Origin of the sequence: Mycobacterium conspicuum, assembly GCF_010730195.1 — a bacterium.
In the GTDB taxonomy this organism is placed as follows: Bacteria; Actinomycetota; Actinomycetes; order Mycobacteriales; family Mycobacteriaceae; genus Mycobacterium; species Mycobacterium conspicuum.
Window position 1 is genome coordinate 1,661,708 of sequence record NZ_AP022613.1, and the last position, 22,297, is coordinate 1,684,004.

General features: G+C 67.7%; 20 protein-coding genes and 1 pseudogene. 17 read left to right on the forward strand and 4 right to left on the reverse strand.

Annotated elements, in window-relative coordinates; translation table 11 throughout:
• Window positions 1–54: 54 nt before the first annotated feature.
• From G6N66_RS08015 to G6N66_RS08035, 5 genes are read left to right on the forward strand one after another with little or no spacing between them, the layout of a single operon-like run.
• A complete protein-coding gene (locus G6N66_RS08015; RefSeq protein WP_139825512.1) occupies window positions 55–1,023 on the forward strand; it encodes a metallophosphoesterase family protein in 969 nt (322 codons plus the stop codon).
• Complete coding sequence (gene pptT, locus G6N66_RS08020; protein ID WP_085236030.1) at window positions 1,020–1,694, forward strand: 4'-phosphopantetheinyl transferase PptT; 675 nt, start codon at window positions 1,020–1,022, stop codon at window positions 1,692–1,694. Before G6N66_RS08015 ends, pptT begins: the two co-directional genes overlap by 4 nt.
• Window positions 1,691–2,584, forward strand: coding sequence for a tRNA pseudouridine(55) synthase TruB (gene truB, locus G6N66_RS08025; protein WP_085236028.1), 894 nt, complete (start codon window positions 1,691–1,693; stop codon window positions 2,582–2,584). Before pptT ends, truB begins: the two co-directional genes overlap by 4 nt.
• 41 nt (window positions 2,585–2,625) lie before the next feature.
• Window positions 2,626–3,816 (forward strand): lipid-transfer protein, encoded by a 1,191-nt coding sequence (locus G6N66_RS08030; protein ID WP_085236026.1) that lies wholly within the window; start codon window positions 2,626–2,628, stop codon window positions 3,814–3,816.
• A 4-nt stretch (window positions 3,817–3,820) separates the two neighbouring features.
• The gene (locus tag G6N66_RS08035) at window positions 3,821–5,065 is read left to right on the forward strand and encodes an acyl-CoA dehydrogenase family protein (RefSeq protein ID WP_085236024.1); all 1,245 of its coding nucleotides are present in this window, start codon (window positions 3,821–3,823) and stop codon (window positions 5,063–5,065) included.
• Window positions 5,066–5,142: 77 nt separating this feature from the next.
• Here the strand turns inward: G6N66_RS08035 and mntR are convergent, their stop codons facing one another.
• Window positions 5,143–5,811, reverse strand: coding sequence for a manganese-binding transcriptional regulator MntR (gene mntR, locus G6N66_RS08040; RefSeq protein ID WP_232079232.1), 669 nt, complete (start codon window positions 5,809–5,811; stop codon window positions 5,143–5,145).
• Between the two features lie 76 nt (window positions 5,812–5,887).
• On the opposite strand from mntR, the gene G6N66_RS08045 reads away from it, so the two are divergent.
• From G6N66_RS08045 to G6N66_RS08065, 5 genes are all read left to right on the forward strand, one after another.
• Window positions 5,888–6,862 (forward strand): bifunctional riboflavin kinase/FAD synthetase, encoded by a 975-nt coding sequence (locus G6N66_RS08045; protein WP_085236020.1) that lies wholly within the window; start codon window positions 5,888–5,890, stop codon window positions 6,860–6,862.
• A 102-nt stretch (window positions 6,863–6,964) separates the two neighbouring features.
• Window positions 6,965–7,234, forward strand: coding sequence for a 30S ribosomal protein S15 (gene rpsO, locus G6N66_RS08050; RefSeq protein ID WP_085236018.1), 270 nt, complete (start codon window positions 6,965–6,967; stop codon window positions 7,232–7,234).
• 305 nt (window positions 7,235–7,539) lie between these two features.
• Window positions 7,540–9,792 carry a polyribonucleotide nucleotidyltransferase gene (locus tag G6N66_RS08055; protein ID WP_085236005.1) on the forward strand — a complete coding sequence of 751 codons (2,253 nt, stop codon included), beginning with the start codon at window positions 7,540–7,542 and terminating at the stop codon, window positions 9,790–9,792.
• A complete protein-coding gene (locus G6N66_RS08060) occupies window positions 9,770–11,125 on the forward strand; it encodes a M16 family metallopeptidase (RefSeq protein ID WP_085236002.1) in 1,356 nt (451 codons plus the stop codon). The genes G6N66_RS08055 and G6N66_RS08060 overlap by 23 nt, the downstream gene beginning before the upstream one ends.
• Window positions 11,126–11,129: 4 nt before the next feature.
• Complete coding sequence (locus G6N66_RS08065) at window positions 11,130–12,167, forward strand: nitronate monooxygenase (protein WP_163645795.1); 1,038 nt, start codon at window positions 11,130–11,132, stop codon at window positions 12,165–12,167.
• 7 nt (window positions 12,168–12,174) lie between these two features.
• Here the strand turns inward: G6N66_RS08065 and ald are convergent, their stop codons facing one another.
• Window positions 12,175–13,290 carry an alanine dehydrogenase gene (ald, locus tag G6N66_RS08070; RefSeq protein WP_085236000.1) on the reverse strand — a complete coding sequence of 372 codons (1,116 nt, stop codon included), beginning with the start codon at window positions 13,288–13,290 and terminating at the stop codon, window positions 12,175–12,177.
• Between the two features lie 26 nt (window positions 13,291–13,316).
• Between ald and G6N66_RS08075 the strand changes: the two genes are divergently transcribed.
• The 5 genes from G6N66_RS08075 to G6N66_RS08095 all read left to right on the forward strand — a co-directional run bounded on the left by G6N66_RS08075 (window position 13,317) and on the right by G6N66_RS08095 (window position 19,006).
• Window positions 13,317–13,778, forward strand: a complete 462-nt coding sequence (locus tag G6N66_RS08075) for an SRPBCC family protein (RefSeq protein ID WP_085235998.1) — start codon at window positions 13,317–13,319, stop codon at window positions 13,776–13,778.
• Window positions 13,775–15,220 (forward strand): flavin-containing monooxygenase, encoded by a 1,446-nt coding sequence (locus G6N66_RS08080; protein WP_085235996.1) that lies wholly within the window; start codon window positions 13,775–13,777, stop codon window positions 15,218–15,220. Before G6N66_RS08075 ends, G6N66_RS08080 begins: the two co-directional genes overlap by 4 nt.
• Before the next feature lie 98 nt (window positions 15,221–15,318).
• Entirely contained in the window at window positions 15,319–16,200 is an 882-nt protein-coding gene (locus G6N66_RS08085; protein ID WP_372515979.1) for a metal-dependent hydrolase, read from the forward strand.
• A complete protein-coding gene (locus tag G6N66_RS08090; RefSeq protein ID WP_085235995.1) occupies window positions 16,200–17,936 on the forward strand; it encodes an SDR family oxidoreductase in 1,737 nt (578 codons plus the stop codon). Before G6N66_RS08085 ends, G6N66_RS08090 begins: the two co-directional genes overlap by 1 nt.
• A complete protein-coding gene (locus tag G6N66_RS08095) occupies window positions 17,933–19,006 on the forward strand; it encodes a PDR/VanB family oxidoreductase (protein ID WP_085235993.1) in 1,074 nt (357 codons plus the stop codon). The genes G6N66_RS08090 and G6N66_RS08095 overlap by 4 nt, the downstream gene beginning before the upstream one ends.
• Here the strand turns inward: G6N66_RS08095 and G6N66_RS08100 are convergent.
• Complete coding sequence (locus G6N66_RS08100) at window positions 18,993–19,556, reverse strand: TetR/AcrR family transcriptional regulator (protein ID WP_139825525.1); 564 nt, start codon at window positions 19,554–19,556, stop codon at window positions 18,993–18,995. The two genes, G6N66_RS08095 and G6N66_RS08100, sit on opposite strands and share 14 nt — an antisense overlap.
• A gap of 102 nt (window positions 19,557–19,658) precedes the next feature.
• Here G6N66_RS08100 and G6N66_RS08105 point away from each other — a divergent pair, with 102 nt between their 5' ends.
• On the forward strand, window positions 19,659–20,648 hold the full coding sequence (locus tag G6N66_RS08105) for a Rieske 2Fe-2S domain-containing protein (protein WP_085235991.1): 990 nt from the start codon (window positions 19,659–19,661) through the stop codon (window positions 20,646–20,648).
• A gap of 7 nt (window positions 20,649–20,655) precedes the next feature.
• A complete protein-coding gene (locus G6N66_RS08110; RefSeq protein ID WP_085235989.1) occupies window positions 20,656–21,726 on the forward strand; it encodes an NAD(P)H-dependent amine dehydrogenase family protein in 1,071 nt (356 codons plus the stop codon).
• Between the two features lie 8 nt (window positions 21,727–21,734).
• Here the strand turns inward: G6N66_RS08110 and G6N66_RS08115 are convergent.
• Window positions 21,735–22,013, reverse strand: a pseudogene (locus tag G6N66_RS08115) (HNH endonuclease signature motif containing protein); the annotation flags it as partial.
• Between the last annotated feature and the right edge of the window lie 284 nt (window positions 22,014–22,297).

Consider the following 22,297-nt stretch of genomic DNA (forward strand, 5'->3'; position numbering starts at 1 on the left):
CTGTTCTAGCCGGCGGGCGGGGGCTGATCCGCGTATTCATTAGGCTGATTACTCGTGGAGGCGAGAAACGGCGGACAGCCGACCCTGTGGGCGGTCTCCGATCTGCATACCGGTCACCTCGGCAACAAGCCGGTGGCCGAGTCGTTGCACCCGTCGTCTCCGGAGGACTGGCTGATCGTCTGCGGTGACGTCGCCGAACGCACCGACGAGACCCGCTGGACGCTGGATCTGCTGCGGCGGCGGTTCGCCAAGGTGATCTGGGTGCCCGGCAACCACGAGCTGTGGACCACCACCCGGGACCCGGTACAGATCTTCGGCCGGGCGCGCTACGACTACCTGGTCAACATGTGCGACGAGATGGGAGTGGTGACGCCCGAGCACCCGTACCCGGTGTGGACCGAACGCGGCGGCCCGGCCACCATCGTGCCGATGTTCTTGCTTTACGACTACAGCTTCTTGCCGGTGGGGGCGACCAGCAAAGCCGAAGGCATGGCGATCGCGCGGCAGCGCAACATCGTGGCCACCGACGAATTCCTGCTCTCACCCGAGCCCTACCCGACCCGGGAGGCCTGGTGCGCCGACCGGCTGGCCAGCACCCGCAAGCGCCTTGAGCAGCTCGACTGGATGACGCCGACCGTCCTGGTGAACCACTTTCCGATGGTGCGGGAGCCGTGCGACGCCCTGTTCTACCCGGAGTTCTCGCTGTGGTGCGGAACCACCAAGACCGCCGACTGGCACACTCGCTACAACGCCGTCTGCTCGGTCTACGGGCATCTGCACATTCCGCGGACCACCTGGTATGACGACGTGCGGTTCGAAGAGGTGTCGGTGGGTTACCCGCGCGAGTGGCGGCGTCGCAAGCCGTACAGCTGGCTGCGCCAGGTGCTGCCGGACCCGCAATACGCGCCCGGATACCTCAACGCCTTCGGCGGCCATTTCGTGATCACCCCCGAGATGAAGGCGCAGAGCGCGAAGGTGCGGGAACGCATCCGCCTTCGGCAGTCCCAAGAGCACTCCGGATGACGCTGGTCTCGTCCGTGCTGCCCGACACGGCGTCGCACGACCTGGCGTACGCCGAGCTGTATTCCGACCCACCGGGCTTGACGCCGCTGCCCGACGAGGAACCGCTGATCGCCAAGTCGGTTGCCAAGCGGCGCAACGAGTTCATCACCGTCCGGCACTGCGCCCGGATCGCGCTCGGTGAGCTCGGTGTGGCGCCGGTGCCAATCCTCAAGGGGGAGAAGGGAGAACCGTGCTGGCCCGACGGCGTGGTGGGTAGCCTCACCCACTGCACCGGCTACCGCGGCGCCGTGGTGGGGCGCAGCGGCGCGGTCCGCTCGGTGGGCATCGACGCCGAGCCGCACGACGTGTTGCCGCAGGGCGTGCTGGAAGCGATCGCGCTCGACGAGGAGCGTCACGAAATAGAGGCGTTGCCGACCGGCCTGCACTGGGACCGAATCCTGTTCTGCGCCAAGGAAGCAACGTACAAGGCGTGGTTCCCGCTGACCAAGCGCTGGCTGGGTTTCGAGGACGCGCACATCGTGTTCGACGTCGACCCCGGCGCGACGGATTCCGGGGAGTTCGTCTCCAAGATCCTGATCGACCCCGAGGCGCTGTCCGGGCCGCCGCTGACCGCGCTGCGGGGCCGGTGGTCGGTCGGGCGCGGGCTGGTGCTGACCGCGATCGTGCTATGAGCGCGCCGGGCATAGTCCTGGTCGACAAGCCCGCCGGCATGACCAGTCACGACGTGGTCGGGCGCTGTCGGCGAATCTTTACCACCAAAAAGGTGGGACACGCGGGCACGCTGGACCCGATGGCCACCGGCGTGCTGGTGATCGGGGTGGAGCGCGCGACCAAGATCCTGGGGCTGCTGAGCGGGGCGTCGAAGTCGTACGCCGCGACCATCCGGCTGGGCCAGACCACCTCCACCGAGGACGCCGAAGGTGAACTGCTGCAAGCGGTTTCGGCCGAGCACGTGAGCACCGACGACATCGTCGCGGCGATGGCCGGGTTGCGCGGTGACATCGCGCAGGTGCCGTCCGCGGTCAGCGCGATCAAGGTCGACGGTCGCCGCGCGTATCGGTTGGTCCGCGAGGGCCACACCGTCGACCTGCAACCGCGCCCGGTGCGCATCGACCGGTTCGAGCTGATGGCGGTGCGAGCCCACGATCGACTCGTCGACGTCGATGTGGAAGTCGACTGCTCGTCGGGAACCTACATCCGCGCGCTGGCCCGCGATCTCGGCGCCGCGCTCGGTGTCGGCGGGCACCTGACGTCGTTGCGCCGCACCCGGGTCGGTCGCTTCGGGCTGGACCAGGCGTGCGCCCTCGACGCGCTGGCCGACGAGCCCCGGCTCACGCTGACCCTCGACGAAGCCTGCCTGCTGATGTTCCCGCGCCGCGACCTCACCGCGGCCGAAGCCGAGGCGACCGGCCACGGACGGGCCCTCGCTGCGTGGGGTTTCAAGGCCGGTATCGACGGGGTCTACGCCGCCGCCGACGCCGACGGCCGGGTGATCGCGCTGCTGCGCGACGAGGGTGCGGGCACCAAGCCGGTCGTAGTGATCCGCCCGGCGACCCTGTAGGGCTAAGCTGCCGACTAGACGGGTGTCAAGAAAGGGTCGTTATGTCTAACAAGGTTTACGTGGTCGGCGTGGGGATGACCAAGTTCGAGAAGCCGGGGCGCCGCGAGGGCTGGGACTACCCGCAGATGGCGAAGGAGTCGGGCACTAAGGCGCTGCAGGACGCCGGGGTCGACTACAGCGACATCGAGCAGGGCTTCGTCGGCTACTGCTCGGGTGATTCCACCTCCGGCAACCGCGCCCTCTACGAGTTGGGCATGACGGGCATCCCGATCGTCAACGTCAACAACAACTGTTCCACCGGGTCGACGGCGCTGTTTCTGGGCGCGCAAACCATTCGCGGCGGGCTGGCCGACTGCGTGCTGGCGCTGGGCTTCGAGAAGATGCAGCCCGGCGCGCTGGCCGGCGGCGCCGAGGACCGCGAATCGCCGCTGGGCCGGCACGTCAAGGCGATGAACGAGATCGACGAGTTCCACTTCCCGGTGGCGCCCTGGATGTTCGGCGCGGCCGGCCGCGAGCATATGAAGAAGTACGGCACCACCGCCGAGCACTTCGCGAAGATCGGCCTGAAGAACCACAAGCACTCGGTCAACAACCCGTACGCGCAGTTCCAGGAGGAGTACTCCCTCGAAGACATCCTGGCCGCCAAGATGATCTCCGACCCGCTGACCAAGCTGCAGTGCTCGCCCACCTCCGACGGTTCCGCCGCCGTGGTGCTGGCCAGCGAGGACTACGTCGCCAAGCACGACCTCGCCGGGCAGGCCGTGGAGATCGTCGGACAGGCCATGACCACCGACTTCGCCTCCACCTTCGACGGCAGCGCGCGCAACATAATCGGCTACGACATGAATGTCCAAGCGGCGCAAAAGGTTTACCAGCAGTCCGGCCTCGGTCCGGACGACTTCCAGGTGATCGAGCTGCACGACTGCTTCTCGGCCAACGAGCTGCTGCTGTACGAGGCGCTGGGTCTGTGCGGCGAGGGCGAGGCGCCCAAGCTGGTCGACGACAACCAGACCACCTACGGCGGTCGCTGGGTGGTCAACCCGTCGGGCGGGCTGATCTCGAAGGGCCACCCGTTGGGCGCGACGGGCCTGGCGCAGTGCTCCGAACTGACCTGGCAGCTGCGCGGCACCGCCGACAAGCGTCAGGTCGAGGGCGTGTCCGCCGCGCTGCAGCACAACATCGGGCTGGGCGGGGCCGCGGTGGTCACCGCCTACCAGCGCGCCGAGCGCTGAATCCATGTACGAGTGGTCCGAAACCGACCTGATGGTCCGGGACGCGGTCCGTCAATTCGTCGACAAGGAGATCCGGCCGCATCTCGACGAACTGGAAAGCGGCCAGCTGTCGCCGTATCCGATCGCGCGCAAGCTGTTCAACCAGTTCGGCCTCGACGCGATGGCCGCCGAGGCGGTCAAGAAGATGCTCGACCGGGAGCGGTCCGGTACCGCTGAAAATCCCGAAAATCAGGACGGCGCAGACGATTCGGGCGGGATGGGCGGCCAGTCTTCGATGGTCGCGGTGTTGGTCTCGGAGGTCGCGCGGGTCAGCATCGGGCTGCTGAGCACGGTAGGCGTGAGCCTGGGCCTGGGCGCGACGACCATCATGAGCCGCGGCACGCTGGCCCAGAAGGAGCGCTGGCTGCCCGAGCTGATGACGCTGGAGAAGATCGCGGCCTGGGCGATCACCGAACCCGACTCCGGCTCGGATGCGTTCGGCGGCATGAAAACCTACGTCAAACGCGACGGCGAAGACTACATCCTCAACGGGCAGAAGACGTTCATCACCAACGGGCCGTACGCCGATGTGCTGGTCGTCTACGCGAAGCTCGACGAGGGTGACGCCACCGTCGACAAGCGCAACCGTCCGGTGCTGGTGTTCGTCCTCGACGCCGGCATGGAGGGCCTGACGCAGGGCAAGCCGTTCAAGAAGATGGGCATGATGTCCTCGCCGACCGGCGAGCTGTTCTTCGACAACGTGCGCCTGACCCCCGACCGACTGCTGGGCGAGAGCGAACGGCACGACGGCGGAGACGGCCGCGAGAGCGCCCGCGCGAATTTCTCCGCCGAACGCATCGGGATCGCGATGATGGCGCTGGGCATCATCAACGAATGCCACAGCCTGTGCGTGGATTACGCCAAGACGCGCACGCTGTGGGGACAGAACATCGGCCAGTTCCAGTTGATCCAGCTGAAGCTGGCCAAGATGGAAGTCGCCCGAATGAACGTGCAGAACATGGTCTTTCACATCATCGAGCGGCAGCAGTCGGGCAAGCCGTTGACGCTGGCCGAGGCGTCGGCGATCAAGCTGTACACGTCGGAGGCGGCGACCGAGGTTGCGATGGAGGCCGTGCAGCTGTTCGGCGGCAACGGCTACATGGCCGAGTACCGGGTGGAGCAGCTGGCCCGCGATGCCAAGTCGCTGATGATCTACGCCGGCAGCAACGAGGTTCAGGTCACCCACATCGCCAAGGGGCTGCTGAGCTGAGGCTCCCTTCGCGAGCCGAACCTCACTGCGAATCTCGGCGCCGAAAATCGCAGCCAGGTTCGGCTCGCGGCAAGGACTTAGGCCACCACCCAAATCGCCCGGGCGGCCGGACTCCCGAGTTCGACGGTGCTCTGCGCGCCGTCGGATTCCAGCGCCACCGAGATCATGCCGGCGAACTCGCGGCGGGTGAGCACGCGCAGCCGCGCGTCCAACTGGATCCCCACGCTGGCGAAGTAGCGCAACATCTCCGGGTCGGCATCGGAGATGCGGGCCACCGTCCCGGTGTCTCCGTCACCGCACGCCCACAGCTGACGCGCCGGCGGCGTCGGCACCTGCCCGTCGGCGGCCGGTATCGGGTCGCCGTGCGGGTCGCGCTGCGGGAACCCCAACTTCGCGTCGATCCGGGCCACCAGCCGGTCCGACACCGCGTGCTCGAGCACCTCGGCCTCGTCGTGCACCTCGTCCCAGGCGTAGCCGAGCTCGTCGACCAGGAACGTCTCCAACAGCCGATGCCGGCGCACCATCGCCAGCGCCGCGCGGCGCCCCGATTCGGTCAAGGTGACGGCCCCGTACTTCGCGTGGTCGACCAGACCCTGCTCGGCGAGCTTGCGGATCGACTCGGAGGCCGTGCTGGCGGACACGCCGATCTTCTCGGCCAGCATCTTGGTGCTGACCTTCTCTCGGGACCATTCCTGGGCCGTCCAGATGACCTTCAGATAGTCCTGGGCGACCGGAGTGAGACTCACAACCAGAAAGTTTAGGCAGAAGTTTTAGCAAAGTGCGTCTGATCTGTTTACCACTGGACGCCGTAGGCTAGCGGTCGTGCAGCGCTGGCGGGGACAAGACGAAATCCCCACGGACTGGGGCAGATGTGTGCTCACCATCGGGGTGTTCGACGGCGTGCACCGCGGGCACACCGAGCTGATCGCGCACGCGGTGAAATCCGCCCGCGCCCGCGACGTGCCGACCGTGCTGATGACGTTCGACCCGCACCCGATGGAAGTGGTGTATCCCGGCAGCCACCCGGCGCAGCTGACGACACTGACCCGGCGCGCCGAGCTGGTCGAGGAGCTGGGTATCGACGTGTTCCTGGTGATGCCGTTCACCACCGATTTCATGAAGCTCACGCCGGAGCGCTACGTCCACGAGCTGCTGGTGGAGAACCTGCACGTGGTCGAGGTCGTCGTCGGCGACAACTTCACCTTCGGCAAGAAGGCGGCCGGCAACGTCGTGACCCTGCGCAAGGCCGGCGAGCGGTTCGGCTTCGCCGTGGAGTCGATGTCGCTGCTGTCCGAGCACCACAACACCGAGACGGTGACCTTCTCGTCCACCTACATCCGGTCCTGCGTCGACGCCGGTGACGTGGTGGCGGCCAGCGAGGCGCTGGGCCGTCCGCACCGCGTCGAGGGCGTCGTAGTCCGCGGTTACGGGCGGGGCGTCGAGCTGGGCTTTCCCACCGCCAACGTGGCGCCGCCGATGTATTCGGCCATCCCCGCCGACGGCGTGTACGCGGCCTGGTTCACGGTGCTCGGGCACGGACCGGTTACCGGCACTGTCGTCCCTGGTGAGCGCTACCAGGCCGCGGTGTCCGTCGGCACCAACCCGACCTTTTCCGGACGCACCCGCACCGTGGAGGCGTTCGTCTTGGACACCACCGCCGACCTGTACGGACAGCACGTCGCCCTGGACTTCGTCGCGCGCATCCGCGGGCAGCGCAAGTTCGACTCGGTGAAGGAGCTGGTCGCCGCGATGGGCAAGGACACCGAGCGCGCGCGGGCGCTGCTGTCCGCGGAGTAACCGGCAACACTGCTAGACTGCCCGACGACATCGGCGCGTGCTGCGGTTCGCGGTGGCCGCGCCGTAAGAACTGATCGCGGACCGATTGATGGAGATATTTTCGTGGCGCTTACTGCCGAGCAAAAAAAGTCGATTCTGAGCACGTACGGCCTGCACGACACCGACACGGGCTCCCCGGAGGCGCAGATCGCGCTGCTCACCAAGCGGATCGCCGACCTGACCGAGCACCTCAAGATGCATAAGCACGACCACCACTCGCGGCGCGGGTTGCTGCTGCTGGTGGGTCGTCGGCGCCGGCTGATCAAGTATTTGTCCTCGATCGACGTGGAGCGCTACCGCTCGCTGATCGAGCGGCTGGGCTTGAGGCGCTGATCGGACGCTGACCTAGCAGGTCGTCCGTGTAGAGTAGGAGCGTTCTGGGCCGGTTCGGCCCGAGCAACCGGTGCGGTTCGCGCAGATCCGCGCGTGCCGTTCCAGCGTGTCACTACGCGTCAATAGGATGCGGCCGGGTCTGCATTCGGGCGGTCTTCGGTAGTGGCTGCCGGGCTCTTTGTGGGGGCCGGCGGCTTCGATCGAATGGCCGTAGCCGTATTCAGACTCTCCTTGCAGGCCGCCTCTCAATTCGCGCGTGAGCACGCGAAACAGCTGAATTACAGAGAGGCTGTACGGACACCGTTATGTCTGTAGCTGAAATTGACGAAGGCGTGTTCGAGTCGACCGCCACCATCGACAACGGGAGCTTCGGCACCCGCACCATTCGTTTCGAGACCGGCCGATTGGCCCAGCAGGCCGCCGGCGCCGTCGTCGCCTACCTGGACGACGAGAACATGCTGCTGTCGGCGACCACCGCCAGCAAGAGCCCCAAGGAACACTTCGACTTCTTCCCGCTGACGGTCGACGTCGAGGAGCGGATGTACGCCGCCGGCCGCATCCCGGGTTCGTTCTTCCGCCGCGAGGGCCGGCCGTCCACCGACGCGATCCTGACCTGCCGGCTCATCGACCGCCCGCTGCGCCCGTCGTTCGTCGACGGCCTGCGCAACGAGATCCAGGTCGTGGTGACGATCCTGAGCCTGGACCCCAACGACCTGTACGACGTGCTGGCGATCAACGCCGCGTCGGCCTCCACCCAGATCAGCGGCCTGCCATTCTCCGGCCCCATCGGGGGTGTGCGGGTGGCGCTGATCGACGGCACCTGGGTCGCGTTCCCGACCGTCGAGCAGCTCGAGCGGGCGGTGTTCGACATGGTGGTCGCCGGGCGCAAGGTCGACAACGATGTCGCGATCATGATGGTCGAGGCCGAGGCCACCGAGAAGGTCATCGAGCTCGTCGAGGGCGGCGCCCAGGCGCCGACGGAAACCGTTGTGGCCCAAGGCCTGGAGGCCGCCAAGCCGTTCATCGCCGTGCTGTGCGCCGCGCAGCAGGAGCTGGCCGACGCGGCCGCGAAGCCCGTCGCCGAGTACCCGACGTTCCCGGACTACGCCGAAGACGTTTATTACGCAGTGGCCTCGGTGGCCACCGACGAGTTGTCCGCCGCGTTGACCATCGGCGGCAAGGCCGAGCGCGACGCGCGCACCGACGAGCTCAAGGCCGAGGTGCTGTCCAGGCTGGCCGAAACGTACGAGGGCCGCGAGAAGGAGGTCAGCGCCGCGTTCCGCTCGCTGACCAAGAAGCTGGTCCGCCAGCGCATCCTGACCGACCACTTCCGCATCGACGGCCGGGGCATCACCGACATCCGCGCCCTCGCGGCCGAGGTGGCGGTGGTTCCGCGGGCGCACGGCAGCGCGCTGTTCGAGCGCGGCGAAACCCAGATCCTGGGGGTGACCACGCTGGACATGGTCAAGATGGCCCAGCAGATCGACTCGCTGGGGCCGGAGACGTCCAAGCGCTACATGCACCACTACAACTTCCCGCCGTTCTCCACCGGCGAGACCGGCCGGGTCGGCTCGCCCAAGCGGCGCGAGATCGGGCACGGCGCGCTGGCCGAGCGGGCCCTGATCCCGGTGCTGCCCAGCGTCGAGGAGTTCCCGTACGCCATCCGTCAGGTGTCCGAAGCGCTGGGCTCCAACGGCTCGACGTCGATGGGTTCGGTGTGCGCGTCGACGCTGGCGCTGCTCAACGCCGGGGTGCCGCTCAAGGCGCCGGTGGCCGGCATCGCCATGGGCCTCGTCTCCGACGACGTCGAGGGCGAAACCCGCTACGTCACGCTCACCGACATCCTGGGCGCCGAGGACGCGTTCGGCGACATGGACTTCAAGTGCGCCGGCACCAAGGACTTCGTCACCGCGCTGCAGCTGGACACCAAGCTCGACGGGATCCCGTCGCAGGTGCTCGCGGGCGCGCTGGCGCAGGCCAAGGACGCCCGCCTGACCATCCTCGAGGTGATGGCCGAGGCCATCGACGCCCCCGACGAGATGAGCCCGTACGCGCCCCGGGTGACCACCATCAAGGTGCCGGTCGACAAGATCGGCGAGGTCATCGGGCCCAAGGGCAAGGTCATCAACGCCATCACCGAGGAGACCGGCGCGCAGATCTCCATCGAGGACGACGGCACCGTCTTCGTCGGCGCCACCGACGGGCCCTCGGCGCAGGCCGCGATCGACAAGATCAACGCCATCGCCAACCCGCAGCTGCCCACGGTCGGCGAGCGGTTCCTCGGAACCGTGGTCAAGACAACGGATTTCGGCGCGTTCGTGTCGCTGCTGCCTGGTCGCGACGGCTTGGTGCACATCTCCAAGCTGGGCCGGGGCAAGCGCATCGCGAAGGTCGAGGACGTGGTCAACGTCGGCGACAAGCTGCGCGTGGAGATCGCCGACATCGACAAGCGCGGCAAGATCTCGTTGGTCCTGGTGTCCGAAGACGAGGGAGCCGATAACGGGTCCGCGCCCGTCGAGGAGGCCGCACCAGCCGATGCCGCGACGGCAAGCAGCTGATCCCGCGCTGCGGCGGGGCACCCGCACCGCCGCAGCGAAACCCGAACACCAGGCCGCGTTGCGGCGCACCACACTGCCGGGCGGCCTGCGGGTCGTCACCGAATACCTGCCGGCGGTGCGTTCGGCGTCGGTCGGCGTGTGGGTCGGCGTCGGCTCGCGCGACGAGGGCGCCGCGGTGGCCGGGGCGGCGCACTTTTTGGAACACCTGCTGTTCAAGTCCACGCCCACCCGCACGGCCGTGGACATCGCGCAGGCGATGGACGCCGTCGGTGGGGAGCTGAACGCGTTTACCGCCAAGGAGCACACCTGCTATTACGCGCACGTGCTCGACACCGATCTGGAGCTCGCGGTCGACCTGGTCGCCGATGTCGTGCTCAACGGGCAGTGCGCCGCCGACGACGTCGAACTCGAACGCGACGTCGTCCTCGAGGAGATCGCGATGCGCGACGACGACCCCGAGGACGCGCTGGGCGACATCTTCCTGACGGCGTTGTTCGGCGACCACCCGGTGGGCCGCCCGGTGATCGGCTCGGCGGAATCGGTGTCGGCGATGACCCGGTCCCAACTGCACTCGTTTCACATCCGGCGCTACACGCCGGAGCGGATGGTCGTCGCGGTGGCCGGCAATGTCGAACACGACCACGTGGTCGCGCTGGCGCGTCAGCACTTCGGGTCGCGTCTGGTTCGCGGACGGCGGCCCGTCGCGCCGCGCAAAGGCTCCGGCCGGGTCACCGGCGACCCGGCGTTGATGCTGGTCAACCGTGACGCCGAGCAAACCCACCTGTCGCTGGGCGTGCGCACGCCGGGGCGCGGCTGGGAGCATCGCTGGGCGCTGTCGGTGCTGCACACCGCGCTGGGCGGGGGCCTGAGTTCGCGGCTCTTCCAAGAGGTTCGCGAATCCCGTGGGCTGGCCTACTCGATCTACTCCGCGCTGGACATCTTTGCCGACAGCGGCGCGCTGTCGGTGTACGCGGCGTGCCAGCCCGAGCGCTTCGCCGACGTCATGAACGTGACCAGCGACGTGCTCGCAGCGGTGGCGCGCGACGGCATCACCGAGGCCGAATGCCGCATCGCCAAGGGCTCGTTGCGCGGCGGGCTGGTGTTGGGCCTGGAGGATTCCAGCTCGCGGATGAGCCGCATCGGCCGCAGCGAGCTGAACTACGGCGCGCACCGCAGCATCGAGCAGACGCTGCAGCAAATCGACGCCGTCACCGTCGACGAGGTCAACGCGGTCGCCCGCCGCCTGCTGAGCAAGCCCTACGGCGCCGCCGTGCTCGGCCCCTACCGCTCGAAACGATCGCTGCCACAACAACTTCGGGCGATGGTAGGTTAGCCCAATGGTGCTGGGCTTTTGGGACCTGATGGTTCCGATCGTGGGCGCACCGATGTCCGGCGGCCCCAGCACCCCCGCGCTGGCGGCGGCGGTGTCCAACGCCGGCGGCCTGGGTTTCGTCGCCGGCGGCTACCTCAGCGCCGAGCAGTTCGCCGCCGACATCGTGGCGGCGCGCGCCGCCACCACAGGCCCGATCGGCGTCAATCTGCTTGTGCCCCAGCCCAGTGTCGCCGACTTCGCGCAACTGGACTACTACGCCGAGGAACTCGAGGAGGTGGCCGAGCACTACCGCGTCGAGGTCGGTCAGCTGGATCACGACTACGACGACGAGTGGCAGCGCAAGCTCGAGGTGGTGGCCGACATCCGGCCCGAGATGGTGTCCTTCACCTTCGGCTCGCCGTCACCGGACATCGTTCGCCGGCTCAGCGCGCTGGGCATGTTGGTGTCGGTGACGGTGACGTCGTCCTACGAGGCCGGGGTGGCCATCGCCGCCGGCGCGGACAACCTGGTGGTGCAGGGCCCGAACGCCGGCGGTCACCGCGCCACCTTCGCGCCGGACATGGAGCCCGGCACCGACTCGCTACCCGAGCTGTTGGATCGGATCGGCCACGCGCACCGCGACGTCCCGCTGATCGCGGCGGGCGGCCTGGGCACCGTCGAGGATGTCGCGGCCGTGTTGCGCAGGGGAGCGGTGGCCGCGCAGGTTGGCACCGCCCTGCTGCTGGCCGACGAGGCCGGCACCAACGCCACGCACCGCGCCGCCCTGAAGCATCCGGATTTCCGCGACTGCCTTGTCACCCGGGCGTTCTCGGGGCGCTATGCGCGTGGCCTGGCGAACCGCTTCACCCGGCTCTTCGACCGGGTGGCGCCGCTGGGCTACCCGGAGGTCAACCAGCTGACCCAGCCGATTCGGGACGCGGCGGTCGACGTGGACGATCCCGACGGCACCACCCTGTGGGCGGGAACGGCCTATAGGGAGGCCTGCGCGGGCCCGGTGGCCGACATCGTCGCCAGCCTCAACCCGGACATGCGGGGGTTCTAGCGGCGAGTCAGGCCAGCATGCTGGACGGCTCGGTGAACGGCAGACCCAGGTCGTCGGCGACCTGCTCGGACAACAGTGCGCCGTCGTGGGTCGAAAGGCCTTTTGCCAGAGCGGGATCCGACCGGCACGCCGCTTGCCAGCCCCGATCGGCCAGCTTGAGCACATATGGCATGGTCGCGTTGGTCAGCGCGGCGGTCGACGTCTTCGGTACCGCGCTGGGCATGTTCGCCACGCAGTAGAACACCGTGTCATGCACGGCGTAGGTGGGCTGGTCGTGGGTGGTCTGTCGGGAATCCTCGAAGCAACCGCCCTGGTCGATGGAGATGTCCACCAGCACCGCACCGGTTTTCATTTGCATCACAAGCGAATTGGAGATCAGCTTGGGGGCTTTGTGGCCCGGCACCAGGACGGCCCCGATCACCAAATCGGCACGCTTGACGGCGCCTTCGAGTTCGTACGCCGAGGAGTAGCGGGTGCCGATGTGGCCGCCGAACTCCGCGTCGAGTGATCGAAGCTTGCCGATGTTGACGTCGAGAACCATGACGCTTGCCCCCATGCCGCTGGCGACCCGGGCGGCGTTGTAGCCCGCCGTGCCGGCGCCGAGCACCACGACGTCGGCGGGCTTGACCCCGGGCACCCCGCCCATCAGCACGCCGCGCCCGAGCTGGGTGCGCATCAGGTGATAGGCCCCCACTTGCGCGGAGAGCCGCCCGGCGACCTCGCTCATCGGCGCCAGCAGCGGCAGCGCACCGTCGGCGGTCTGCACGGTCTCGTAGGCGATCGACGTTTCCCCCGCGGCCAAAAGCGCATCGGTGCACGCACGCGAAGCGGCCAGATGCAGGTAGGTGAACAAGACCTGGCCGCGGCGCAGGAGGCCGTACTCGCTCGGCATCGGTTCCTTGACCTTGAGCAGCAGGTCGGCGCCGGCCCACACCTCCTCGGCGGTGTCGGCCAGGTCGGCGCCCACCGCCTTGAATTCGGCGTCGGCGATCGCCGACCCTTCTCCGGCGCCGGCCTGGACAACCACCTCGTGGCCGCGGTGCGTCAGTGCGGCGACCCCGGCCGGGGTGATCGCCACCCTGAACTCGTTGTTTTTGGTCTCGGTCGGAATGCCGATGCGCATGCCTCAAGCGTATCTATGATCGGGGCATGACTGACCCTTCGGCGACGGCCACCCTGCAGATCGACGCGCAACCCGAGGTGGTGTACGGGCTCATCACCGACCTGCCGACCCTGGCGTCACTCGCCGAGGAGACGGTGGCGATGGAGTGGCGCAAGGGTAGTTCGGTCGCTCCGGGGGCGGTGTTCGTCGGCCGCAACGAAAGCAGCAGTCGGCGGTGGACCACCACATGCACCGTGACCGACGCCGAACCGGGTCGGATCTTCGCATTCGACGTGCGGCACACCGTGTTTCCGATATCGCGTTGGCAGTACGACATCGTCGCCGCCGACGGCGGCTGCCGCGTCACCGAAAGCACCTGGGACCGTCGTCCGGGCTGGTTCGCCAAGATCGCCGGCCGGGCCACCGGCGTGCCCGATCGGGTCGCCGCCAACGCCGAGCACATCCGCCTCACCCTGGAGCGGCTCAAGCAGCGCGCCGAGGCCGGATGATTCAACGCGATCCGTCCGTCGCCGTCGTCGGGGCCGGCATGTCGGGGCTGTGCGTTGCAATTGCATTGCTGCGCAGCGGGATTAGCGATGTCACCATCTACGAGAAGGCCGACGAGGTGGGGGGTACCTGGCGCGAGAACACCTACCCCGGCCTGACCTGTGACGTGCCCTCGCGGGTCTATCAATACAGCTTCGCGAAGAACCCGGACTGGAGCCACCTGTTCTCGCCGGGCGGCGAAATCCAGGCCTATTTCCGCGGCATCGCCGACCGGTACGGGTTGCGAGACCGCATTCAGTTCGGGACCGAGATCGTCGGCGCGCGATTCGCGGACGGCCGCTGGACGTTACGCACCGACGCCGGGGCAACGCAGCAGGTGGACTTCCTGATCTCGGCGTGCGGGGTGCTGCACCATCCCCGGATGCCGTCGATCGCCGGTTTGGACGACTTCGGCGGTGCTGCGTTTCATTCGGCGCGCTGGGACCATCGGATTGAGTTGGCGGGCAAGCGAATCGCGGTGATCGGCAACGGATCGACCGGCATTCAGTTGGTCTGTGGCCTGGCCGGGGTGGCGGGCAGACTGATGCTGTTCCAACGCACAGCGCAGTGGATAGTCCGGCTGCCCAACCCGCGGTACTCCAGGTTGACCAACCTCACGCACCGGGCCGTGCCCTGGCTGGATCGGCTGGCCTACCGGGCGTACAGCGCCGCGTTCGACACGTTCGCGGTCGCCTTGACGAAGCCGGGCCTGCGCCGCAGGTGGATGGCGGCGCTGTGCCGCGCCAGCCTGCGCAAGGTCCGTGACCCCGAGTTGCGCCGCGCCCTGACGCCCGATTACATGCCGATGTGTAAGCGGCTGGTGATGTCGGCGGGGTTCTACGACGCGATCCAGCGTGACGACGTCGAGTTGGTCACCGCCGCAATCGATCACGTGGAGCGCCGCGGCATCGTGACCGCGGACGGCGTTCTGCACGAGGCCGACATCATGGTGCTGGCCACCGGATTCGACACCCACGCCTTCTTTCGGCCGATGCGCCTGACCGGGCGCGACGGGATTTCGGTCGATGACGTGTGGCGGGACGGTCCCCGCGCCCACCAGACCGTCGCCATGCCGGGCTTTCCCAATTTCTTCATGATGCTCGGGCCGCACAGCCCGGTGGGCAATCTCGCGCTCACCACCGTGGCCGAATCGCAGGCCGATCACATCGTGCGGTGGATCCAGCGTTGGCGGCGGGCCGAATTCGACACGGTGGAGCCCACGGCGTCGGCGACGGAGTCGTTCAACGCCGAGCTGCGGGCCGCGATGCCGAACACCGTGTGGACCACCGGCTGTGACAGCTGGTACCTGAACAAGGACGGTGTGCCCGAGGTGTGGCCGTTCACGCCGGGCGAGCACCGCGCCATGCTGGCCAACACCGAACTGGACCAGTACGACCTGCGGTAGGAAGAACCCGGTACCGGCGGTTTCGCATATCTGCGTCGTTTGCCTATACTTGCCTCGGCGATTTAGGGCGATTTCGCTAGCGCCGAGGCAGGGGGCCAATGATGATCACCGTCGATGACCAGGCAGAACGCCTCGTCCTCGAGGCACGTGACGTCGAGTTCGACTGGGCCACGCTGCCGTTCCACTACGTGCCCGACGAGCCGCTGGCCACCCACATCCTCAACGTCCTGCACCTGCTGCTGCCCGCGGGCGAGGAGTTCTTCGTCGAGGTCTTCAAGCAAACGCTGCCGCTGATCAAGGACGACCAGCTGCGGCTGGACGTGCAGGGGTTCATCGGCCAGGAGGCGATGCATTCCCAGGCGCACGCGGGAGTGCTCGACCATTTCGCCGCGCGCGGCGTCGACGTCACCCCGTTCACCGACCAGATCAGGTGGTTGTTCGAAAAGCTGCTCGGTGACAAGCCGGGGCGCAGCGCGCGGCGCCGGCACGGCTGGCTGCTCGAGCAAGTCGCGTTCATCGCGGCGATCGAGCACTACACCGCCGTGCTGGGGGAATGGATCCTGAACTCGCCGCAACTCGATGTCGTCGGGACCGACCCGGTGATGCTCGACATGCTGCGCTGGCACGGCGCCGAGGAGGTCGAGCACAAGGCCGTGGCCTTCGACGCCATGAAGCACCTGCGCGGCGGGTATTGGCGCCAGGTCCGCACGCAGCTCGTCGTCGCGCCGGTGATGCTGCTGCTGTGGATTCGCGGCGTGCGGTTCCTCTACTCGGTGGACCCGTATCTACCGCCCGGGACCAAACCGCGCTGGCGCGGCTACTTCAGGGCGGCGCGCCGCGGCCTGGTGCCCGGGCCGCTGCGGTTGGTGTGGGTGGTCAAGGACTATTACCGCCCGGGCTTTCATCCGTCCCAACTCGGCGGCCTGCAGCGCGCCGTCGACTACCTGGCCGTGTCGCCGGCCGCGCGCGGATCGCACTGATGACGAACGTCACCGCCACCGACGGCGTCACCCTGGCCGTGCACCGCTACACCGAGATCGATCCGCAGCGCCCGACGATCCTGGCCATTCACGGTTATCCCGACAACCACCATGTCTGGGACGGCGTGGCCGAGCGGCTCGGCGAGCGCTACAACGTGATTGCCTACGACGTGCGCGGGGCGGGTGAATCCTCTTGTCCGGCACAACGATCCGGATACCGCTTGCCGCAGCTGATAGCCGATATCGGGGCGGTGATCGACAGCCTCGGAGTGGGGCCGGTTCATCTGCTGGCGCACGACTGGGGCTCGATTCAGGCCTGGGCCGCGGTCACCGACGAATCGGTGATGGGCAAAATCGCGTCGCTCACCTCGATTTCGGGCCCGCACCTGCAGTACGCGGGCAAGTTTCTGCGGTCGGCGCGCACGCCCCGCGCCGTGGGCAACGCCGCCCGGCAGGCCTTGGCGTCCTGGTACATCGGGTTCTTCCTATGCCCGCTGCTGCCGGAGCTGACGGCGCGCACCGGGGTGTTGGTGAAAACCGTTGAGGCGCTTGAACGCATCGGCCGCTCCAGTGCCCACAGCCAACGCACCGCGCCGCAGCGTTCGATCGGCGACTACCTCAACGGGCTGCAGCTGTACCGGCAAAACATGCCCGCGTCGCTGCGGTCGCGGCCGTCACGGCTGCCGCAGACCAGCGTGCCGGTGCAGGTCCTGGTGCCCTGCAAGGACATCTTCGTGACGCCCGCGCTGCAGCGGTACACCGGCGCGATTCCCCAGGGCGGCAGGGTCATTGCGATCGAGGGCGGGCACTGGGTGGTGACGTCGCGGCCCGACGTGGTGGCCCGGCTCACCGGCGACTGGGTCGACCGGGTGGTCGGCGGCGTGGTTGAGTCGGTGGTGCGCGGCGGTCCGCGTGAGGTGCGCGGCAAGCTCGCCCTGGTAACCGGCGCGGGCGCCGGCATCGGCCGGGCCACGGCGGTGGAGCTGGCCCGTCAGGGGGCGCGCAAGGTGGTGGTCGTCGACCGCGATCTCGGTGCGGCCCGCAAGACGGCGGATGCCGTGCGCGCCGCCTGCGCCGAAGCCGCGGTGTATCAGGTCGATGTCAGCGACGAAGCGCCGCTGAATAAACTTGCGGCACAGGTTCATCACGAACATGGCGTCGTCGACATCCTGGTGAACAACGCCGGCATCGCGGTGGCGGGTCGATTCCTGGAGACCAGCGCGGCGAACTGGGACGACATCATCGGCATCAACGTCCGCGGCGTCATCGCGGGCAGCAGGGCATTCGGCGCCCAGATGGTTGAGCGCGGCGAGGGCGGAACGATCATCAACATCGCGTCGGCCGCCGCGTACCTGCCGTCGAAATCCATGGTCGCCTACAGCACCACCAAGGCGGCGGTGCTAGGGTTCAGCGAATCGCTGCGCGCCGACCTCGCCGACGAGGGCATCACGGTCACGGCGGTCTGCCCGGGCTTCGTCAACACCAACATCGCCAAAAGCACGGTGTACGCGGGGATGACGGCCGAACAGCAGGACCGCGCCCGGGCCAAGGCGGATGCGGCCTACCGGCGTCGCAACTACACCCCGGAGGCCACGGCCAAGGCGATCGTCAGGGCGGTGCGGACCGGCCCGCCGGTGCTGCCGGTCGCCGCCGAGGCCCGGATCGGTTACGCGATGCGCCGCATCAGCCCGACGATGGTAAGGCTGTTGGCGCGCTTCGACATTAGGCAGAAGTGAGCATCTGGACGTCTCGACCGCCCGACCTGTACGGCCGGCGTCGCCGCGATCGGTTGGCCACCGCGCTGTGGGGCGCGCGCGTGCTATTCGGCGGATTCGCCTCGGCCTCGCGGTGGACGCCGTCGCGGGTGCGGGAGGTGGGGCGGATGCGATCCGCGGTGGTCACCCGACGCGAGCTCGTCGCACCCGACGTGGTCGCCCTGACGCTGGCCGATCCCGACGGGGGACTGCTGCCGTCCTGGACGCCCGGTGCGCACATCGACGTCGCGTTGCCGTCGGGCCGACGCCGGCAGTATTCGCTGTGCGGACCGCCCGGGGGGCGCACCGACTACCGCATCGCCGTGCGCCGCATCGCCGACGGCGGCGGCGGTTCGATCGAGATGCATGAGCGCTTGGACGTCGGCGACACCGTGGTATTCGAGGGCCCGCGCAACGCCTTCTACCTCGGCGCGTCCGAGCGCGACGCGCTGTTCGTGATCGGCGGCATCGGCGTGACACCCATCCTGCCGATGATCCGGATGGCCCAGCAGCGCGGAATCGCCTGGCGCGCAATCTATGCCGGACGCAGCCGGGAGTACATGCCGTTTTTGGACGAGGTGATATCGATAGCGCCGGATCGGGTGAGAGTGTGGGCCGACGACGAGCGCGGGCGCATGGCCACCGTCGCGGAGTTGCTGGCGGACGCCGGGCCGGCGACGGCCGTGTACGTGTGCGGGCCGACCGGCATGCTGGAGGCGGTGCGCGTGGCTCGGGGTGAATATGCCGACGCACCACTGCATTACGAGCGGTTCAGCCCGCCGCCGGTGATCGACGGGGCACCGTTTGTGTTGGAGCTCGCGCGGTCGAAGCGGGTGCTCGATGTGCCGGCGAATCGGTCCGCTCTGGCCGTCATGCTGGACCACGATCCGACCACCCCGCATTCGTGTCAGCAAGGCTACTGCGGCACGTGCAAGGTCAAAGTCCTTGCCGGACAGGTTGATCACCGGGGCCGCACGCTCGTCGGTGACGACGAGATGCTGGTGTGCATGTCGAGGGCCGTCGCAGGCCAGCGGCTGGTTATCGAGGCTTGAGATACGCGACCAGGGCGTTGGTCAGCCCGCGTCGCGCCACGTCGAGGTCGGCGTAGGAACCCAGCTGACGCTCGGAAACCAGGCCGCGCAGCGCACCGGGGATGAGCGCGGCCACCTCGCGCACGCGGTCCGGGTCGACGTCGAGATCGGCGAAGGCATTTTGGCAGGTTTGCAGCCAGCTCTTGCCCCAGGAGAACAGCTCGGCGGCCGTGCGCGGGTAGAGGCGTTCGAGCTCGCGCGGGTCGCGCGGCAGCGCCGCCCGCAGGTTCTCGATAGCGCGCGCGTCACGCGATGTCGCCAAGCCGTGATAGAGCGTGTCGACGATGGCGGCGACGCGTTCGTGCAGCGGTGCGTCGGATCGGGCGGTCGTCGAGAGCGTCGCCGCGCGGCGTTCGGCGGTGCGGTGCAGCACCGCGGCCCAAAAGCCGTCGGTGTCGCCGAACTGGTATTGCACCGCGCCCCAGGTGGCGCCGATCTCCTTGGCGATGCGGTTGGCCGACACCGACCCCGGTTCACCCGAGGCGAGCGACTTCAGCGCGGCCTCCAGCATGTTCTCGCGGGTCGCGTGGCCGCGCCGGTTGGTGCGCCGGCCGGCGACCCTCGTGCCGGCACCCTGTTCCGTCATCATTTCATAGAGGGTACTCTGATTGTCATGGCAAAGCCGCCCCTGTCGATGAAGCCGACCGGATGGTTCCAGGTCGCCTGGTCCGACGAGATCGGCGCCGGGGACGTCCACACCATGAAGTACTTCGACCAGGAGATGGTCGCCTGGCGGGCCGAATCCGGCGCGCTCACCGTCATGAACGCCTACTGCGAACACCTCGGCGCCCACCTGGGCTTTGGCGGCAAGGTGGTCGGCGAGGTGTTGCAGTGCCCGTTCCACGGGTGGCAGTGGAGCCAGCAGGGCCGCAACGTGTGCATCCCGTACCAGGACCGGCCCAACCGCGGCCGGCGCATCCGCACTTATCCGGTGGTGGAGCGCAACGAGTCCATTTACATCTGGCACGACGTCGAGGGGCGCGAGCCCTACTTCGATGCACCGGACATCTTCGCCGGCTTCAACGACGGCAGCAGCGCCGACGACTACTACCCGCAGCAGCGGTTGTTCCGGGCGGGGCTGGAACTGCATCCGCAGTACGTGCTCGAAAACGGCGTCGACTTCGCGCATTTCAAGTACGTGCACGCCACGCCGATCGTTCCCGTCTTCACCCGCCACGACTTCGCCGAGCCGGTGTCGTTCGTCGACTTCACCATCACCTTCGAGGGCGACGACAACCAGAAGATCGAAGACATCGACAGCCGGGTCGAGGCCATCAACGGCGGCCTGGGCATCGCGGTCACGAAAAGCTACGGCATGGTCGACAACCGCACCATCTCCGCGATCACCCCGGTCGACGATTCCACCTCCGACGTGCGGTTCATGGTCTACATCGGCCGCAAGCCGAGCAAGGATCCGCAGCGGGCCGAGGCGAAAGCACGAGAGTTCGGACAGGAAGTCATCCGGCAGTTCGAACAGGACATCCACATCTGGTCCCACCAGCGCTACTCGGACCCGCCCGCGTTGGCCCCCGACGAATACGAGGGCTTCACCGCAATCCGCAACTGGGCCAAGCAGTTCTACGCAGCACCCCAGAAAGGCTGAAATCGCAATGATTCGTGTGTTCCAGGTAGCCACCGGAAACGTCGGTTCGGAGATGATCAAGCGGATCGCTTTGCAGCCCGACCTCGAACTCGTTGGCGTGCACTGCTATTCGCCGGAGAAGATCGGGCGCGACGCGGGTGAGCTCGCGGGCATCGAGCCCAACGGTGTGACGGCCACCAGCAGCATCGAGGAGATCATCGCCGCCAAGCCGGACGTGCTGACCTTCCACGGCGTGTTCCCCGACGAGGACCTCTACTTACAGGTGCTGGAGGCGGGGATCAACATCGTCACCACCGCCGACTGGATCACCGGATGGCACCGCGACAAGAACCACCCGCACCCGTCGGGCAAGCCGGTGACCCAGCTGCTGGCCGAGGCATGCGAGAAGGGCGGGTCAACCTTCTACGGCACCGGGATGAACCCCGGGCTGAACCAGATCCTCGGCGTGGTGTGCTCGGCCGACGTCGCCGAGATCGAGAACATCACCACCATCGAGTCCGTCGACGTGTCCTGCCATCACTCCAAGGACACCTGGATCGAGGTCGGCTACGGCCTGCCCGTCGGCGACCCGTCGATCCCAGCGAAGCTGGAGAAGTACACCCGGGTGTTCGCCGACAGCGTGCTGATGATGGCCGACTGTTTCGACCTGCCGCTCGACGAGGTGAAGTTCAGCTACGAATTGGGCGCCTGCACAAAGGATGTCGACCTCGGCTGGTACACGCTGCCCAAGGGGTCGCTGGGCGGCAACTACATCAAATACCAGGGCATGGTGGACGGGGTGCCGCGAGTCGAGACGCACCTGGAGTGGCAGATGACGCCGCACACCGACCCCAGCTGGAACATCAAGGGCTGCTACATCACCCAGATCAAGGGCGACCCGTGCGTCTACAACAAGCACATGATCTTCCCCAAACCCGGGGTGGACCTGTCCAACCCGGACAACTTCGCGTCCATCGGCATGACGGTGACGGGCATGCCGGCGCTGGCCGCGATCAAGTCCGTCGTCGCCGCGCGCCCGGGCCTGATCACCAGCGCCGACCTGCCGCTGCGCGGGTTCGCCGGGCGGTTCAAGAAGTAGCTAGGACGTCAACCGGGATCGTCGTCGTCGAACATTCGCTCGGGGTGATGGTAGTCGTTGGTGCGGGCCTGGCCGTGATCCAAGTTCGGCGGCGGAATCCACTCGGTGCGGCCGTTGGGCAATTTCCTTGTCGTCCAACCCTTTCCGACGAGCTTATGGTTGGCGGGACAGGCGAAGGTGAGCTTGTCGGCGTCGGTTTGCCCGCCGGTTGCCCAGTCGTCGACGTGGTGGACTTCTGACCAGTAGCCCGGGACGTCGCAACCGGGGGCGGTGCAGCCGCGGTCCTTGTTAAGACCGTTTAGGTGATGCGTATAAGAAAAAATGAAAGGATGCACCACTATGACCGCAACCATCATCCACCACGACGTTCCCCCGTCAGACAAAGTCAGCATCCCCCCAGGCGACGAGTGTGTTTCACACGACGTCCGCGAGATTGCGAACGGGACGGCGCAAGGCGCACTTATCCGATTCGTCCATCGCGACGGGGCGGTGACATGGGGTACCGGGATGACTGACTCAACGCCGCCGATGACCCCGTCGCGTCAACATCGCAAGGCTGGTGCACCGACCC